The sequence below is a fragment of the Cupriavidus yeoncheonensis genome, assembly GCF_905397275.1.
Taxonomy (GTDB): domain Bacteria; phylum Pseudomonadota; class Gammaproteobacteria; order Burkholderiales; family Burkholderiaceae; genus Cupriavidus; species Cupriavidus yeoncheonensis.
In genome coordinates this window covers 1-15,139 of record NZ_CAJPUY010000048.1, presented here as the reverse complement: position 1 = coordinate 15,139, position 15,139 = coordinate 1, and the positions used below count along the sequence as shown (strand labels likewise).

At 67.2% G+C, this 15,139-nt stretch carries 15 protein-coding genes; 10 read left to right on the top strand and 5 right to left on the bottom strand.

Annotated features, from left to right (window positions below):
- Positions 1-260 precede the first annotated feature (260 nt).
- Entirely contained in the window at positions 261-584 is a 324-nt protein-coding gene (locus KHO22_RS31970; protein ID WP_211951200.1) for a hypothetical protein, read from the top strand.
- Between the two features lie 41 nt (positions 585-625).
- Here KHO22_RS31970 and KHO22_RS31965 read toward each other — a convergent pair whose 3' ends face one another.
- A complete protein-coding gene (locus tag KHO22_RS31965; protein ID WP_211951199.1) occupies positions 626-1,558 on the bottom strand; it encodes a LysR family transcriptional regulator in 933 nt (310 codons plus the stop codon).
- A 120-nt stretch (positions 1,559-1,678) separates the two neighbouring features.
- Here KHO22_RS31965 and KHO22_RS31960 point away from each other — a divergent pair, with 120 nt between their 5' ends.
- Both KHO22_RS31960 and KHO22_RS31955 read left to right on the top strand, forming a co-directional pair.
- The gene (locus tag KHO22_RS31960) at positions 1,679-3,214 is read left to right on the top strand and encodes an MFS transporter (RefSeq protein ID WP_420839674.1); all 1,536 of its coding nucleotides are present in this window, start codon (positions 1,679-1,681) and stop codon (positions 3,212-3,214) included.
- Between the two features lie 160 nt (positions 3,215-3,374).
- Positions 3,375-4,202 (top strand): IclR family transcriptional regulator, encoded by an 828-nt coding sequence (locus KHO22_RS31955; RefSeq protein WP_211951197.1) that lies wholly within the window; start codon positions 3,375-3,377, stop codon positions 4,200-4,202.
- Positions 4,203-4,245: 43 nt separating this feature from the next.
- Here the strand turns inward: KHO22_RS31955 and KHO22_RS31950 are convergent, their stop codons facing one another.
- Entirely contained in the window at positions 4,246-5,058 is an 813-nt protein-coding gene (locus KHO22_RS31950; protein ID WP_211951196.1) for a phytanoyl-CoA dioxygenase family protein, read from the bottom strand.
- Positions 5,059-5,245: 187 nt separating this feature from the next.
- Between KHO22_RS31950 and KHO22_RS31945 the strand changes: the two genes are divergently transcribed.
- The 5 genes from KHO22_RS31945 to KHO22_RS31925 all read left to right on the top strand — a co-directional run bounded on the left by KHO22_RS31945 (position 5,246) and on the right by KHO22_RS31925 (position 11,377).
- Positions 5,246-6,163, top strand: coding sequence for an AAA family ATPase (locus KHO22_RS31945; RefSeq protein ID WP_211951195.1), 918 nt, complete (start codon positions 5,246-5,248; stop codon positions 6,161-6,163).
- A 5-nt stretch (positions 6,164-6,168) separates the two neighbouring features.
- Entirely contained in the window at positions 6,169-7,209 is a 1,041-nt protein-coding gene (locus KHO22_RS31940; protein WP_211951194.1) for a DUF58 domain-containing protein, read from the top strand.
- Positions 7,206-9,236 carry a transglutaminase TgpA family protein gene (locus tag KHO22_RS31935; protein ID WP_211951193.1) on the top strand — a complete coding sequence of 677 codons (2,031 nt, stop codon included), beginning with the start codon at positions 7,206-7,208 and terminating at the stop codon, positions 9,234-9,236. Before KHO22_RS31940 ends, KHO22_RS31935 begins: the two co-directional genes overlap by 4 nt.
- A 72-nt stretch (positions 9,237-9,308) precedes the next feature.
- Positions 9,309-9,797 (top strand): MarR family winged helix-turn-helix transcriptional regulator, encoded by a 489-nt coding sequence (locus tag KHO22_RS31930; RefSeq protein ID WP_211951192.1) that lies wholly within the window; start codon positions 9,309-9,311, stop codon positions 9,795-9,797.
- Positions 9,794-11,377, top strand: a complete 1,584-nt coding sequence (locus KHO22_RS31925) for an MFS transporter (RefSeq protein ID WP_211951191.1) — start codon at positions 9,794-9,796, stop codon at positions 11,375-11,377. The genes KHO22_RS31930 and KHO22_RS31925 overlap by 4 nt, the downstream gene beginning before the upstream one ends.
- Before the next feature lie 52 nt (positions 11,378-11,429).
- On the opposite strand, the gene KHO22_RS31920 is transcribed toward KHO22_RS31925, so the two are convergent.
- A complete protein-coding gene (locus tag KHO22_RS31920; RefSeq protein ID WP_211951190.1) occupies positions 11,430-11,753 on the bottom strand; it encodes a hypothetical protein in 324 nt (107 codons plus the stop codon).
- A 266-nt stretch (positions 11,754-12,019) separates the two neighbouring features.
- Complete coding sequence (locus KHO22_RS31915) at positions 12,020-13,486, bottom strand: DegQ family serine endoprotease (RefSeq protein WP_211951189.1); 1,467 nt, start codon at positions 13,484-13,486, stop codon at positions 12,020-12,022.
- 175 nt (positions 13,487-13,661) lie between these two features.
- Between KHO22_RS31915 and KHO22_RS31910 the strand changes: the two genes are divergently transcribed.
- Together KHO22_RS31910 and KHO22_RS31905 are read left to right on the top strand one after the other, a co-directional pair.
- Entirely contained in the window at positions 13,662-14,168 is a 507-nt protein-coding gene (locus KHO22_RS31910) for a MarR family winged helix-turn-helix transcriptional regulator (protein ID WP_211951188.1), read from the top strand.
- Positions 14,169-14,192: 24 nt separating this feature from the next.
- Positions 14,193-14,615: an organic hydroperoxide resistance protein gene (locus KHO22_RS31905; protein ID WP_211951187.1), complete on the top strand. Its 423-nt coding sequence runs from the start codon at positions 14,193-14,195 to the stop codon at positions 14,613-14,615.
- A 59-nt stretch (positions 14,616-14,674) separates the two neighbouring features.
- Here the strand turns inward: KHO22_RS31905 and KHO22_RS31900 are convergent, their stop codons facing one another.
- Positions 14,675-14,941: a GIY-YIG nuclease family protein gene (locus KHO22_RS31900; protein ID WP_211951186.1), complete on the bottom strand. Its 267-nt coding sequence runs from the start codon at positions 14,939-14,941 to the stop codon at positions 14,675-14,677.
- Positions 14,942-15,139 lie beyond the last annotated feature (198 nt).

The following is a 15,139-nucleotide window of genomic DNA, read 5'->3' as shown; positions in this document are numbered from 1 at the left end:
CGACCTCGTTGCCGTTACCAGACGCCATCTTATGCCCATCCCATCGCAACGCATGGGCCGCAAGCCCGCTTCATCCTTCGGGGTCGGGCTCGCCCGATGAACAACTATTGAGGGAGCGTGCGAGGCACAAATTGCCCGGATGACATTGTCCAGTTCGCTGGACAGTGTGTCGAGGATTGACCCTTTTTCCGGGGTCTTCGAAGTCCTACATTACAGGTCAAGGTGGCTGAAGCCACAAACCCTGACAGAAGGACACGATCATGAAGACCCTTGCACAACGCCGCAACCTTGCCACTTCCGTTCTTTGCGCGCTCGGCCTGACGCTGGCCGCCGCTTCCGGCGCCCACGCCGCCGCGCCGGTTTCGGGCCTGGCCCGCCTGGATGGCAGCATCGCCCGTGTGGGCAACGTCGACCCGTACCTGGACGGCGCCAAGCTGGGCAAGGTGGACCCGTTCACCGATGGCGCCCGCATCGACAAGCGCGACCCGTTCACCGACGGCGCCCGCATCGACCAACGTGACCCGTACACCGACGGCGCCCGCACCATCCAGGAAGCCCGTGACGCTTTCACCGATGGCGCCTGAGCCCCTTCGCTGAACGGAAAGCCCCCCGCATCTCCGCCCGGTCAGAAGGCCGGGCTGGCACCCTCTCCCGAGTCCTGGCCCAGTTCGGGCTCCAGCATCGACTCGATCGCCTCCATGAACGCCCGCACCTTGCGTGGCTGCAGACGCCGGTCTGGCAGCAATGCAAACGCCCTCAGCGGCGGCAGCGGGAACTCGGGCAGCACGCGCACCAGCCTGCCCTGCGCGATTTCCGCCTCGCAGTAGTTCACCGACAACTTGGCAATGCCCAGCCCCGCCAGCGCACCCTGCAGCCGCAGTTCCGCGTTGAAGGTCTGCATGCGCGGACGGATCGGCACCGTGAAGCACTCGTCGTCGCGCTGGAATTCCCATACCGTGTCGCCCGGCGTGGTCAGCGTCGGCAGATTGGCCAGGTCTTCGGGGCGCATCAGCGGCGGCAGGCTGGCGGCCAGTGCAGGCGCCGCAAAGAGCCCGCGCTCCACGTGGTAGATGCGGCGCGCCACCGTGCCGGAATCGGGCAGGTCGGCATCGACGATCACGAACGCCACGTCAAACCCGTCGCGGATCGGATCCACCAGGCCTTGGGTGATTTCCACCGAGACGTCCAGCGCCGGATGGGCCGCCAGCGTGCGGCAGATGATGCCGCCCAGTTGCTGGGCGCCGAATTCGTAAGGCGTGGCAATGCGCAGCACGCCCTGCACGCGCTCTTCGCGCGCCAGCGTTTCCTGGCGGATTTCGCGCAGGCGCGCGAACAGCGGCGCCACGTCGCGATAGACCGCGCTGCCGGCGTCGGTCAGCCGCATGCGGCGCGTGGTGCGCTCCAGCAGCTTGGCGCCGATCGCGGTCTCCAGGCGCGCCACGGCCGCCGACACGCGCGATTTCGGGCAGTCGAGCTGCTCCGCCGCTGCCGTAAATGTGCCCTGCTCGACCACGCAGCAGAACGCCTCCCAATCATTCCACTGGATTGTTTCGTTCACCGGACAATGTTTCCCTGACAAGCTGTAGTTCCAGACAGCAGGCGACATTATGCTTTAGTGATGCAACAAACGTCTGTCTCCGCAGTATCCGGCGCTCCTGGCGCCAAAGGCCTGGTCACCATGGCTGCCGCCAACCCCCAACGCCCCCGCATGCAGATCGCGAGCCACCCGGAGATGGGCCACTGGCGGCTGTCGCTGTTCGGGCTGACGCTCGGGCTGGTCACCGGCATCGACTTCTCCTCCACGCTCATGATGGGTGTCGCCAGCCAGCACATCCAGGGTGGCGTGGGCGCCGCGCCCGCAGACTACCTGTACGCGGTCTCGGCCTATGCCGCCACCGCGGTGCTGATGAACATGGTGCTCGACCAGATCGCGCGCCGCACCACGTACAAGCGCTTCACCATCGCGTCGCTGCTGGTGTTCATCATCGGCTCGCTGCTGTGCGCCGAAGCCGCCAGCCCGAGCGGGCTGATCGCCGGCAAGGCGGTGCAAGGCCTCGGCGCGGGCGGATTGTTCGCGGCATCGCGCATCCTCGTGCAACTGGTGTCCACGCCGGCCGAGCGCGCGCCGCTGATGCTGCGCTTCGGCGGCGGCGCCTTCGCCATGCTGGCCATCACGCCCTGGCTGACCAGCATCTTCCTGGACGACATCGGCTGGCGCGCGGTGTTCCTGTTCCAGGCCGGGATCTCGCTGCCGGTGCTGCTGTCGGTGATCGCCACCTACCCCACGCGCGCGCCGCGCGATCCGCATCCACCGGTGTCGACGCTCGACTGGCCGGCCGCCATCGCCGCGGCGCTCGGTGCGCTGGTGTTCCTGCACACGCTGCAGGAAATGCGCTACACGCGCTTCTTCAGCTCGCCGCAGATGCCGCTGGCCGCGCTGCTCGGGGTGGGCCTGTTCGCGTTCAGCGGCTGGCGCCTGTACCGGCACCCGGACCCGTGGATCGACTTCTCGCGCCTGGCCGGGCGCCAGTACCTGTATGGGCTGGGGTTCTACACGCTGTACTACCTGCTGTCGTCGGCCTGGGCGTTCCTGCTGCCGACGCTGACGCAAAGCGGCCTGGGCCTGACCTTTCGTTCCACCTGCATGCTGCTCTCGACGAGCGGAACGGTCTCGGCCATCGGCGCGGTGCTCATCACGCTGGGCATGGCGCTGGTGTTCCGCAAGCGCCGCGTGATCGCCATCGGCTTCATCATCTATGCGTGCGCGGCCATGCTGCTGTCCTACCAGCTGATGCCGGGCGCGCCGGACTATGCGCTGGTCCCGGTGGTGCTGCTCGAAGGCCTGACACCGGTGTTGCTGATGGTCCAGGTCGCGTCGATGACCTATCTCGACCTCCCGGTCGAGGATTTCTCGCACGCCTACCAGTTCAAGAACGTCTGCAAGCAGATCGCCTCGGCCAGCGGCACGGGCCTGGCCAGCGTCTTCATGCAGGACGGCCTGGCCGCGCATCGCACGCACCTGGTCGAGCACGTCACGCGCTTCACCCCCGCGCTGCAGATGCCGGACGCGCTGTCCGCGACCAGCCTGGCCAGGATCTCGCTCGAAATCGACCGGCAGGCTACGCTGCTGGCCGGCATGGACATGCTGCACGGCTTCGCGGCACTGTGCGTGGCCATGGCCGTTTTCGTCCTGCTGCAGAAGAGCTTCCGCTGACGCGGGCAACCGGATAACGGTGCGGGAGACAGCATGGCGGCGGCGCTCCCCACGGGGCGCCGCCAGCGCGTGCGTCGGTCTGCACTGGCGAAATCGCCGTATTTCCTCTACCCTTTCGGCCTTTGCGTGCCCATCCGGCGACCCTGCCGGTGCCAGACAGATGGCCAGTCCCGCCGACCCCAGACCCGCCGCGGAAAGCGCCACCTCCGCCGCCACGCCCGAAAAGCCCAGCGACAGCTATGTGCAGTCTTTTGCACGTGGACTGTCCGTGATCCGCGCCTTCAACGCTGAACACCCCGCACAGACCCTGACGGAAATCGCGCAGGCCAGCGGCCTGACGCGCGCCGGCGCGCGCCGCATCCTGCTGACACTGGTGGGCCTGGGCTATGTGCAGGCGGAAGGCCGGCTGTTCCGCCTGACGCCCAAGATCCTGGATCTCGGCTTCGCGTACCTGACCTCGATGCCGTTCTGGAACCTGGCCGAGCCGATCATGGAGGCGCTCTCGCAGCAGGTCCACGAAAGCTGCTCGATCTCCGTGCTGGACGGTACCGAGATCGTCTACGTGCTGCGCGTGCCGGCACGCAAGATCATGACCATCAACCTGTCGATCGGCAGCCGCCTGCCGGCCTACTGCTCGTCAATGGGACGCGTGCTGCTGGCCGGCCTGGCCGAGGACGAGCTGGAGCGCGTGCTGCGCAATACCGAGCTGCGCGCGCGCACCAGCCGCACCGTGACCGATCCCGACGCGCTCAAGGCCGTCGTCGCCGATATCCGCGCACGCGGCTGGGCACTGAACGACCAGGAGCTGGAAGAGGGCCTGGTGTCGCTGGCCGCGCCCATCCGCAACCGCGCCGGCCATACCATCGCCGCGCTCAATATCAGTGGACAGGCCAACCGCACCAGCGCCGCGGAAATGCTCGAGCGCTTCCTGCCCTCGCTGCTGGAAGCCGCCGACAAGATCTCGGGACTGGTCGGCCTGCGCACCTGAGCGGCGCAGGCCCTGCCCCGGGGCCGCTATCGCATAGCTGTCGCTACAGGTCGACGCTGCCGAACTCCGCCGAGCGCGTGCCCTCCACCGGGCGGTTGCTGGCGCCGAAGTAGGCGAACGCCACCGACAGCTTCACCGCATTCGAGCTGTTGCGGCCTGCGGCATGGAACAGCCGGCTGTCGAAGAACAGCACGTCGCCGCGATGCAGCGCGAGCGACGCGGCGCCCTGCAGCAATGGCTGGCTGGCCGGATGGGCTTCGATCAGGAACTCGGCCGGGTCAAGCTGGCCCGGCTCCAGCCGGGCCTTGTGCGAGCCCGGGATGACGCGCAGGACGCCGTTGCTCTCGTCTTCATCACCAAGCGCCAGCCACACCGTCACCAGCTCCGGGCTGATAAACGACCAGTAGCGGGTATCGCGGTGCCAGCCGGTCTGGCTGCCGTAGTGCGGATGCTTGGTCATCACGCAGTTATGGTGCGCCAGCGTGATCCGCGCGGGTTCGCCGAGCAGGGCCTGCACCACGGCTGCCAGGCGCGGGTCGGTGGCCCAATCGCGAAACACCTGGTCGCGTCCGTAGGCCTGCCGCAGCCGCCTGACGGTGCCGCCGCCGGCGGCGTCGCGCGCGGCGGGCGCTCCGGGGTAGCCAAGATCGGCCTCGAACTCCACGGGCGGGATGGCCGCGGCCAGGTGGGTGCGCGTCACCGCCTCGAGCGCGGTGCAGGCCCGCTCGGGGGCAAAGCCGCGCAGAACGATGAAGCCATCCTGGTGGAACGCCTCGGCCAGGCGCTGCAGCGCGGCGGGATCGGTTTCGATGTGGGTGGCAGACGGGGAGAGGGAAGCGTCCAGCGGGGAGGTCATTGCGGCAGGGAGATCCAGGCCAAGGCACGGCCGATACGACGATGATGCCAGAACCCGGCGGACCTCGCCCGGCCAGGCGGGAGTGTGCGGCCCCGCCAATGTGGTCTTCGTGCGGAAACAGACTGTGCCGTGCACGACGCACGCCGCTACAATGCGCGAATTCCCCTGTCTTCCAGCCGAGGCCAACGTGACTGCTCGCCCGAGGATCGTCGCTACGCTCGCCGAAGCCCAGGCCCGGCTTGGCCGCATCGTGCTTGGCAAGCCGCGCCAGATCCGCCTGGCGCTGGCGTGCATGCTGGCTCGCGGCCACCTGCTGCTGGAAGACCTGCCCGGCGTGGGCAAGACCACGCTGGCGCACGCGCTGGCCCGCACGCTCGGGCTCCAGTACCAGCGTGTCCAGTTCACCAGCGACCTGCTGCCCGCCGACCTGATCGGCGTTTCGGTGTTCGTGCGCGACTCGGGCGAGTTCCGCTTCCATCGCGGGCCGGTCTTCGCGCAGGTGGTGCTCGCCGACGAGATCAACCGTGCCCCGCCCAAGACCCAAAGCGCGCTGCTCGAAGCCATGGCCGAAGGCCAGGTCACGCATGACGGCGCCACGCACGCACTGCCGTCGCCGTTCTTCGTGATCGCCACGCAGAACCCGCTCGAACAACTCGGCACGCACGCGCTGCCCGAATCGCAGCTGGACCGCTTCACCATGCGGCTGTCGCTGGGCTATCCCGACGCCGCGTTCGAACGCGTGCTGTACCTGGGCGGCTCCACGCCGCCGCAGGCCGAGCCGGTCATGGACGCTGCGCAAGTACTGGCCTTCCAGGACGCCGCGGCGCAGGTCTACGCCAGCCCCGCGCTGGTCGACTACGTGCTGGCGCTGGTGCAGGCCACGCGCACCAGCAGTGCGTTCGCGGCCGGCTTGTCGCCGCGCGCGGGGCTGGCATTGCTGGCCTGTGCGCGGGCGTGGGCGCTGCTGGAGCAGCGCGCGATGGTGCTGCCCGAAGACGTGCAGGCGGTCTTCACCGCCGTGGCGGCACACCGCCTGGAACCCGCCGGCGCGCGCACCGGCACGGACGGCCTGGCCGCGTTGCTGGCCGGCGTGCCCATTCCCTGACGGCCATGCCGCGCGATCCGTCCGCGGCAACCCGCCATGCCGCGCTGCCGCTGCCTGGCGCCACACCATACCGGCGGCGCTGGTTCCGGCTTCCGCGGGTCCCGGAGCAGCGCGAGGTGCGGCTGGACCGCCGGCGCCTGTATATCCTGCCCACGCGCGGCGGCCTCGGCTTTGCCGTCCTGCTGCTGGCCATGCTGATGACCTCGCTGAACTACAACATCAGCCTCGGCTTCGGGCTCACGTTCCTGCTGGCTGGCATCGGCATGGCATGCATGTGGACGGCGTATCGGAACCTGCTCGACCTCGCCGTGACCGCCGAACCCGGTGTTCCCGCCAGGGATGCCTTCGCCGGCCAGGACGCGGCATTCGCGCTGCGGCTCTCCAATACGGACACTCAGGCCCGCATCGGCATTGAAGGCCGCATCGCGGCCATGCCCGGGGCGGTGGCCGCCAGCATCACGCTGGATGCCGCCAGCGACGGCACGCTGACGCTGCTCGTCCCGGCCGCGCGGCGCGGCTGGCTGCGCCTGTCGCGCGTCACGCTGTCCAGCCGCTTTCCGTTCGGTCTGTTCCGGGTGTGGGGGTATGCGGACCTGGGCCTGTCGGTGCTGGTCTTCCCGGCGCCGGAGCCTGCCGCGCCGCCGCTGCCCCCGATGGCAACCCTGGACCATGGCGAAGACGGCACCGCCAACGGCCATGCCACTGACGAAGGCATCGACCAGCTTCGCAAATACCGCAGCGGCGACCCGCTGCACCGCATTGCCTGGAAGCACAGCGCGCGCACCGGCCGCTGGATGAGCCGCGCGGGCGAGCCCCCGGCGCGGCCGACGCGCTGGCTGGACTGGCACGCCTTGCCGGCCGGCTTGCCGGTCGAGGCCAGGCTGTCGCGGCTATGCGCATGGCTGCTGGCGGTCGGCGATGAGGCGGAAGTCGGCCTGCGCCTGCCCGGCGTGGAAATCCGGCCCGGGCACGGTGCGGGCCATCGCCGCGCCTGCCTGGAGGCGCTGGCGCTGTGGCGCGCGCCGGGCAACGGAGGTTCTGCATGAGCACGCCGGCACGCCCGCTGGCACACCAGGATCACGGCATCCTGCTCGGGCAGCTCGCGCTGGTACTCGCGCCGCAGGCGCGCATGCTGCCCGTGACGATCAGCCTGCTGCTGCTCGCGTTGCTGTGCTGGCGCTGGCTGCTGTGGCGCAGGCGTGCGCCGCTGCCCTCCAGGGCGATCCTGGGCGTGGCGGCCGTGCTGGTTCTGGGCATCGCCGCCGCCCTGATCTGGCAGGATGGCGACGGCACCATGCGCGACCTTGGCGTCGCCCTGCTGGGCGCCTTTGTCGTGCTCAAGCTGCTGGAGTGCCACAGCCTGGCGGATGCCACACTGGTCACGCAGCTGTCGTTCTACCTGTTGCTGACGCTCTACCTGTCCGACCAGCCGTTCTGGCTGGCACTGTACAGCGTGGCGATCGGCGCCTGGGTACTGCGCAACTGGTTGCTGCTGCACCACCCGGAGGCGCGTGGCCGGCTGGCTATCTGGCCGCTGCTGGGCCGCATGGCGCTGATCGGGCTGCCCTGGGCGCTCGTGCTGTTCGTGCTGTTCCCGCGCCTGGAGCATCCGTTGTGGCAGCTGCCGCAATCGGCGCCGACGTCCCGGACCGGTATCAGCGACGTGATGCGCCCGGGCAGCGTCGGACAGCTCGTACGCTCGCCGGAAGTCGCATTGCGCGCGGAGATCGATGGCGCTGCGCTGTCCACCGGGGCGCTCTACTGGCGCGCCCTGGTGCTGTGGCAGTTCGACGGCGCCAGCTGGCTGCCCGTGCCGCAACGCCAGCAGTTCACGATGCCCGCGGCCCCTTCGCCACCGGCCGGCGCGCAGCAAGCCGGCGGCGTCGACTACACCGTCACGCTGGAGCCAAGCCAGCAGCGCTGGCTGTTCACGCTGGACCGCGGCGTGGCGGTGTCATCCAACGTCAATGCCCGGATCTCCGCGGATGGCGAGTATTTCCTGGCCGCGCCGGTGGAGCAGCGCATCCGCTACCGGGCGCGCTCCACGCTGGAGTCCTCGCCCGAACCGCTGTCGGCGCGCACGCGCTCACTGGCCCTGAGCCTGCCGCCCGGCAACCCGCGCGCGCGCGAACTGGCCGCGCGCTGGGCCGGCAGCTACGCCGATCCCGCGCAGCGCGTGCAGGCCGCGCTGCGCCTGTTCGCCTCGGCGCCGTTCGGCTATACGCTTCGGCCACCGCCGCTGGGCACGGAACAGATCGACAGCTTCCTGTTCGAAACGCATCGCGGTTTTTGCGAACACTATGCAAGCAGCTTCGTCTTCCTGATGCGCGCGGCCGGTGTGCCGGCACGCGTGGTGGCCGGCTACCTGGGCGGCGAGTACAACCCGATCGGGCGCCACTACATCGTGCGGCAGGCCGACGCCCATGCCTGGGCCGAGGTCTGGCTGGAAGGACCCGGCTGGGTTCGCGTGGACCCGACCAGCGCGGTGGCCCCCAGCCGCATCGAACAGGGGCTCGATGCCGCCCTGGGCGGCCAGGAATCGGGTGTCTGGTCGCCGGGCCAGGAAGCCGGCTGGCTGCGCAACCTGCGCTGGGCCTACGACGGGCTGACCTACACATGGCAGCGCTGGGTCCTGCAGTACGACCGCAGCCAGCAGGAGCGGCTGTTCGGCGGATGGCTGCCGGGCATCAGCGTGGCACAACTGCTCGCCTGCGGGCTGGCCGCGCTAAGCCTGCTGGCACTGGTGCCGCTGTGGCTGCGCCGCCGCCGGCTCGACCCGGTCGAAGCCAGCTACGCGCATGTCTGCCGCATGCTGGCGTGCCATGGCTGCGAGCGCGGCGCGGCCGAAGGTCCACAGGCATTCGCCGAACGCGCGGCGGTCCGCTTGCCGCACGCCGCGCCGGCAATTCGTGCCTTCATCGCCACCTACATCAGCCTGCGATATGGCGCGATGCCGGAAGGACGCCGGACGGTGGAACTCACAAAGCTGCGCGCGGGCGCACGCCGCGTGTCGGCCAGCCTTCGCACGCGGCATGGCCAGAGCGCCGTCGCTGGCAAGATTAGTCGCGTCTGATATAATTTCATTCGTAATTATCTCAGACGAAAGCATCTGGCCAGCAAGTCAGCGCTGGATGCTCCCTCCGCCATGTCCTTTGAACAACGTATCGAGCGCTTCAGCGCGGCCCATCCGGACGCGCCGCGTGAGCTCATCCTGGCGTCCCGCCTGCTGCTTCGCACCGCGCGCCTGCTGCACGACCACATCAACCGGACGCTGGCGCCATTCGACCTGGACTTGAACCAATACCTGGTGCTCAGCATGCTCGCCGTCGACGAAGGACAGCCGAGCATGCCGTCCGAGCTTGGCGCAACGATCGACGCCACGCGCACGCAGATGACCCGGCTGCTCGACGGCCTGGAAGTGCGCGGCCTCGTGCGTCGTCAGGCTTCCGCACAAGATCGGCGCACGCTGGAACTCACGCTCACCCCGGCCGGCCGGCGGCTCATGGAGCGAGCCTTGCCGCTGGTGCACGCGGCCTATGCCGAAGCCTGGGGACCAGTGGGCGAAAGCGGCCTGGCTGCAAGCACGCGTGTGCTGAACCGCCTGCACCAGAGCCTGCAAGCGCTGCAGCCATGAACCCGGGATCTCGCTGGCAACCGCTCTGGCAGCTCCGCCTGGGCATGCGCTGGCTGCGGTGGCTCAGCCACCGGCAGCGCCAGACCCTGCTGATGATGCTGCTTGCCCTGGCCACCGGCGTGGAGTTTCTCGAGAACATCATGTTTGTGTTCGCGTCGAGCCACATCATGGGCGGTGTCGACGCGGACCCTCGCAGCTTCGCACTGGCGCAAGCCGCGTACGCCGTGGGCAGCATGCTCATGATCCTCAAGCAGCAATGGCTGTCGCGCCGCTTCGGCTACCGCTACTACGTGACCGGCGCGCTGCTGATTTTCATGGCGGGCACGCTTGGCGCCGCCACCAGCCACTCTCTCGCGCAACTCGTAGGCGCCCGCTTCGTGCAGGGATTTGGCGGCGGCGCACTGTTCACGAGTTGCCGCATCCTGGTCGCCGTCCTGTTCGGCCCGGCCGACCGGCCGCGCGCCAGCCGCATCTTCATGGCCGGCATCTTCGTGGCGAGCGCGCTGGGGCCGGCGTTCGCCGCCGAACTGGTCGATCGCGGCGTATGGCAAGACGTGTTCTACGGCGCGCTGCCGTTTGCCGCGCTTGCCGCCCTGGGCGCCTGGATACTGCTGCCCGATGCGGAGCCGCGCCAGCCGGCCCCGAGCCCCGCGTTCGGCCCGCTGCTGCTGTTCGGCGCGGCTGTGGTCACGCTGCAGGCGGCCATGACCGAGGCCCGCTTCGACATCTTTTCTCATCCGATACGGCTGGCGCTGATCGCCGCCGCAGGCCTGGGTCTGCTGGCCGTGTTCCTGTGGCATCAGTGGCACCATGAAGCGCCGGTGCTGCACCTGCGGGCGCTGCGCAATCCCGTCTACCTGGCCGGGATCGGGATGTACTTCGTGTACTACATGATCAACAACCTCAGCGCCTACGTGTTTCCGATCTACGCGGAGCAGGCGCTGCGGATTCCGCTCGCCACCACCGGATGGCTCAACACCTTTGCCGCGCTGGTGAGCCTGGCCGGGGTGATGGTCTACCTGCGGTACGCATCGCGGCTGACGCGCAAGAAGCCGCTGATGGTGACAGGCCTGCTGTTGATGGGCGCCGCCACGTGGTGGTTCTCGCGCATGCCGCCGGACGCGGGGCCGCCCGCGCTCGCGTGGGGCCTGGTCGGCAAGGGGCTGTTCGGCGTGCTGGTCATCATCCCCATCGCGGGTCTGACGTTCCGCTCACTGAGCGGCGAGGAATTTGCGCACGGCTACCGCAGCAAGAACCTGATGCGGCAGATCGCCAGCTCCTTTGCCTCGGCCATCGGTGCGGTGTTGCTGCAGAACCGGCAATTCGCCGTGCATGACAGCCTGGTGCATGCGCTCGGGCAACGGACGGCGGAAGTCCAGCTCTGGATACAGTCGGTACAGGCCGCTCTGGCCGCTCGTGGCCTGGATGAAGCGCAGGCACACCATGGTGCGCTGGCTCAGCTTGGCGGGCTGGTGGAACAACAGTCCCGTCTGATTGCTTGCGAGGATCTCTACCGCCTGATTGCGGTGCTGGCGCTGACCGCTGCGGTGTACATGCTGTTGCAGCGCCGCCTGGACTAAGGCGCTACGCGGGGTGGTGCCATCGACGTGGCCACCGGAGGAAAATCAGAAATCAGAACAGCGAAAGCTGGCGCATGCCAAAGCCGATCGTCTCTTCCACGCGCGCACGCGCATGGACCAGCGATCCTTCAGCGCCCGAATAGTTGCCCGCCGCCCAGTGATAGACCACCGGCGCATCGCCGCGGTCGGACAGGCGTACCTCGCCCAGCTTCTCGCCGCGCTCGTTGCGGTAAAAATGCGAACGGTAGCCGCGCTCCCAGTGCGGGGGCGCTTCCTTCTTGCGCCGCCGGGGGCTCGGCGCAGATTGAGCGGTGGGCGTAGCGCGCCGCGCTCTCTCGGGACCCGGTGTAATCGCTCGGGTGAAATCCAACTGCATAGACTTCCTTGTTCTGTCGAATGAGCAGGAACCAAGGTCGGCGGACCATGCCGCCGCATGCTTCGTGCATCGCAGTCGAGATCATACCTGCTGGCGCGCTTTCTGTAAGCCCTTCCTTGCGCGGAAACCGGCTTCCGGCAAGGGTTCGCGGGTCGTATACGCAGTTCGTATACGGTGCGTATACCGCCGGTAAACGTCGCGGTATACGCCCGGTTTACGGCGACCGAAAGACCAGGAAGCCTTGCCGGTAAACGCTTGCGGGGGCGTCAGCCCAGGTCGAGCGGAATGAAGATGCGCGCGTCGTCGCGCTGTACCAGCAATGCCACCTGCTTGCCGGACTTGGCCACCAGAGCGCGCAGCTGATCGGCCGAACCGATCGGCGTGCCATTGAGCGACAGGATCACGTCGCCGGGCTGGATGCCCACGCGCGCTGCGGGGCCGGCCACGTCTTCCACCACGAGCCCGCCCTCAATCCCGCTTTGGCGCTTCTCGGCAGGCGTCAGGGGGCGCACTGCCAGCCCGAGCCGTCCGCCAGCCTGGTTGTCGCCGCCCTTCTGCGCGACGGACTCCTCCTTGGCCAGGCCCACCTTGACCGACAGCGTCATGGGCTGGCCCTTGCGGATGATCTTCAGCACCGTGTCGGTGCCCGGCTTGATATCGGCAACGTGTTCGGGCAGGTCGCCTGAGTGGTCGATGACGTCATTGTCGAGTTGCACGATGACGTCGCCGGGCTTGAGGCCAGCCTTTGCCGCGGGGCTGTCCGCCTCGACCGAATTGACCAGCGCGCCGGAAGGCTTGGGCAGGCCGAAGGACTGCGCCAGTGCCTGGTTGACTTCCTGCACCGAGATGCCGAGCCGGCCGCGCGTGACCTTGCCATGCGCCACCAGCTGCTGCTCGACCTTCGTCGCCACGTTGATCGGAATGGCGAACGAAAGGCCCTGGTAGCCGCCGGTCTGGCTATAGATCTGCGAGTTGATGCCGATCACCTCGCCACGCTGGTTGAACAGGGGACCGCCGGAATTGCCGGGATTCACGGCAACATCGGTCTGAATGAACGGGACGTAGGTGTCGTCAGGCAGGGAGCGCGACTTCGCGCTGACAATGCCCGCGGTCACGGTGTTCTCGAATCCGTACGGCGAGCCGATGGCCAGCACTGGCTCGCCGACCCTCACATGCGACGGATCGCCCAGGCGGACGACCGGCAGGTCCTTGGCATCAATGCGGATCACCGCCACGTCGGTCTGCGGATCGCTGCCAAGCACCTTGGCCTTGAACTCGCGGCGATCGGTCAGCTTCACGGTGACCTCCTGCGCGCCGTCCACGACGTGGGCATTGGTCAGGATCAGCCCGTCCGGACTGACGATAAAGCCCGAGCCCAGGCCCTTTACCAGTTGCTGGCCACTCTGCGGCCCCTGGAACTGCGGACCGAACCGCTTGAAGAACTGGAACAGAGGATCATCGGGATCCATTCCCGACGGCGCCTGCATCGCGGTGCGCTGCGCGCGCGCGGTAACGCTGATGTTGACCACCGCCGGCCCGTACTGGTCGACAATCCCGGAGAAGTCCATCGGCGAGGCCACGGCGACGGACTGCGCCGGCGCGGCAGTGGTGGCAGGCGCGGATGCGGCGTACCCCGGCGTGATGACTTCCTTCTGCAGGTAGGCATAGCCACCACCGATCGCGGCAAGCGCGGCAAAGCCAATGGCGGTACGTGCAATGGTCTGGCGAATCATGGAATCTCCTTTCCCGGGAATACTCATGCGCCAAAGGTAGCGATGTGGCGCGACAGGTTGATGCTAACCAGCGAGACTTAAGGCATCCTTAAGACCTCATCAGCCGCCTTAATCACTTTCTTGAAAAACTAAAAATTTATCTTGCGCACAATTCAATTGTGTCTAATATATCGACATGGACGACACGATCACTGAACGCAAGGAAGACTGGCTGCAGCTCGACCGGCAGCTATGCTTTGCCCTCTACTCGACATCGCTGGCGATGACCAAGGTGTACAAGCCCATGCTGGATGAGCTCGGACTCACTTATCCGCAATATCTGGTCATGCTGGTGCTGTGGGAGCACGAGGGGCTGACGGTATCCGAACTCGGAAGCCGCCTGGCACTGGACTCCGGAACGCTGACGCCGTTGCTGAAGCGGCTGGAAGGTGCGGGACTGGTAAGCCGCAGGCGCGATGCCGCAGACGAGCGTCGTGTGCTGGTGGCACTGACCGATGCCGGCCGCAAGCTGCGGCAGGCGGCGGTCAGCATCCCGGAAAGATTGTTGTGCGCCACGCAATGCCCGATCGAAGAGATTCAGGCATTGACGCAGCGCCTGCATGCGTTGCGGTCGACGCTTGAACAAGCGCGAACGATTTCTGAGCAGCCGTCCGAGCATGACGCGGTCGCTCATATGCCCTGAAGGGCCACACTACCTGGAGCACTTATGAAACTCGAAAAAGTCCTGTACACCGCCCATGCCACGGCCACTGGTGGTCGCGATGGCCGCGCAGTCACCTCCGATGGTCAACTGGACACCAAGCTCGCGCTTCCCAAGGAAATGGGCGGCAAGGGCGACGGCCTGAATCCGGAGCAGCTGTTTGCGGCTGGCTATTCCGCCTGCTTCATCGGGGCCATGCGCCATGTCGCCGCCCAGCAAAAAATCGTGCTGCCGCCTGACACGTCGATCGAAGGTTCGGTTGGCATTGGCCCGATTCCGCAAGGTTTCGGTATTCAGGCCGAACTGAAGATCTCGGTTCCTGGCTTCGAGCGCGAGGCGGTGGAAAAGCTGGTTGAGCAGGCGCACCAGGTTTGCCCGTATTCGAATGCCACGCGTGGCAATATCGAAGTCACGCTGACCGTGGTCTGACACTTCGGACTGAAGACAAGAAAGGGCGTGCGCCGTTGGCGTACGCTTTTTTTTTACGCCTAGGGCTGCCCAAGCGTCGCACAGAAAGCGATCTTCTGCGCCGAACTCATGCGCTTTGTCGCCAACTCAGCCTTCAACGCCTCGGATTTTGAGGCATACAGAATCTGCCCCAGGATCCGCAGTGGCTTGCGCGATCGCGTGTATTTGGCGCCTTTTCCCGCCTGATGCTGGGCAAAGCGGCGTTGCACGTCGGTGGTGATGCCGGTGTAGATCGAGCCGCCCGTACATTCGAGCAGATAGAGATACCACTGGCGCTCATCGGACATGGAGATTCGGATTCGTGAAAGATCAGGCGATATTAAGACCTGTCTGCCATGCGCGAAAGTGGCAGGTTTCACGAGAGGCTGACCATAAAAGCAAAAACCCCTCGCAGCACACGCTGTCGAGGGGTTTTGCATTGTAAGAGCCTGGCGATGACCTACTTTCACACGGGTAATCCGCACTATCATCGGCGCGGAGTCGTT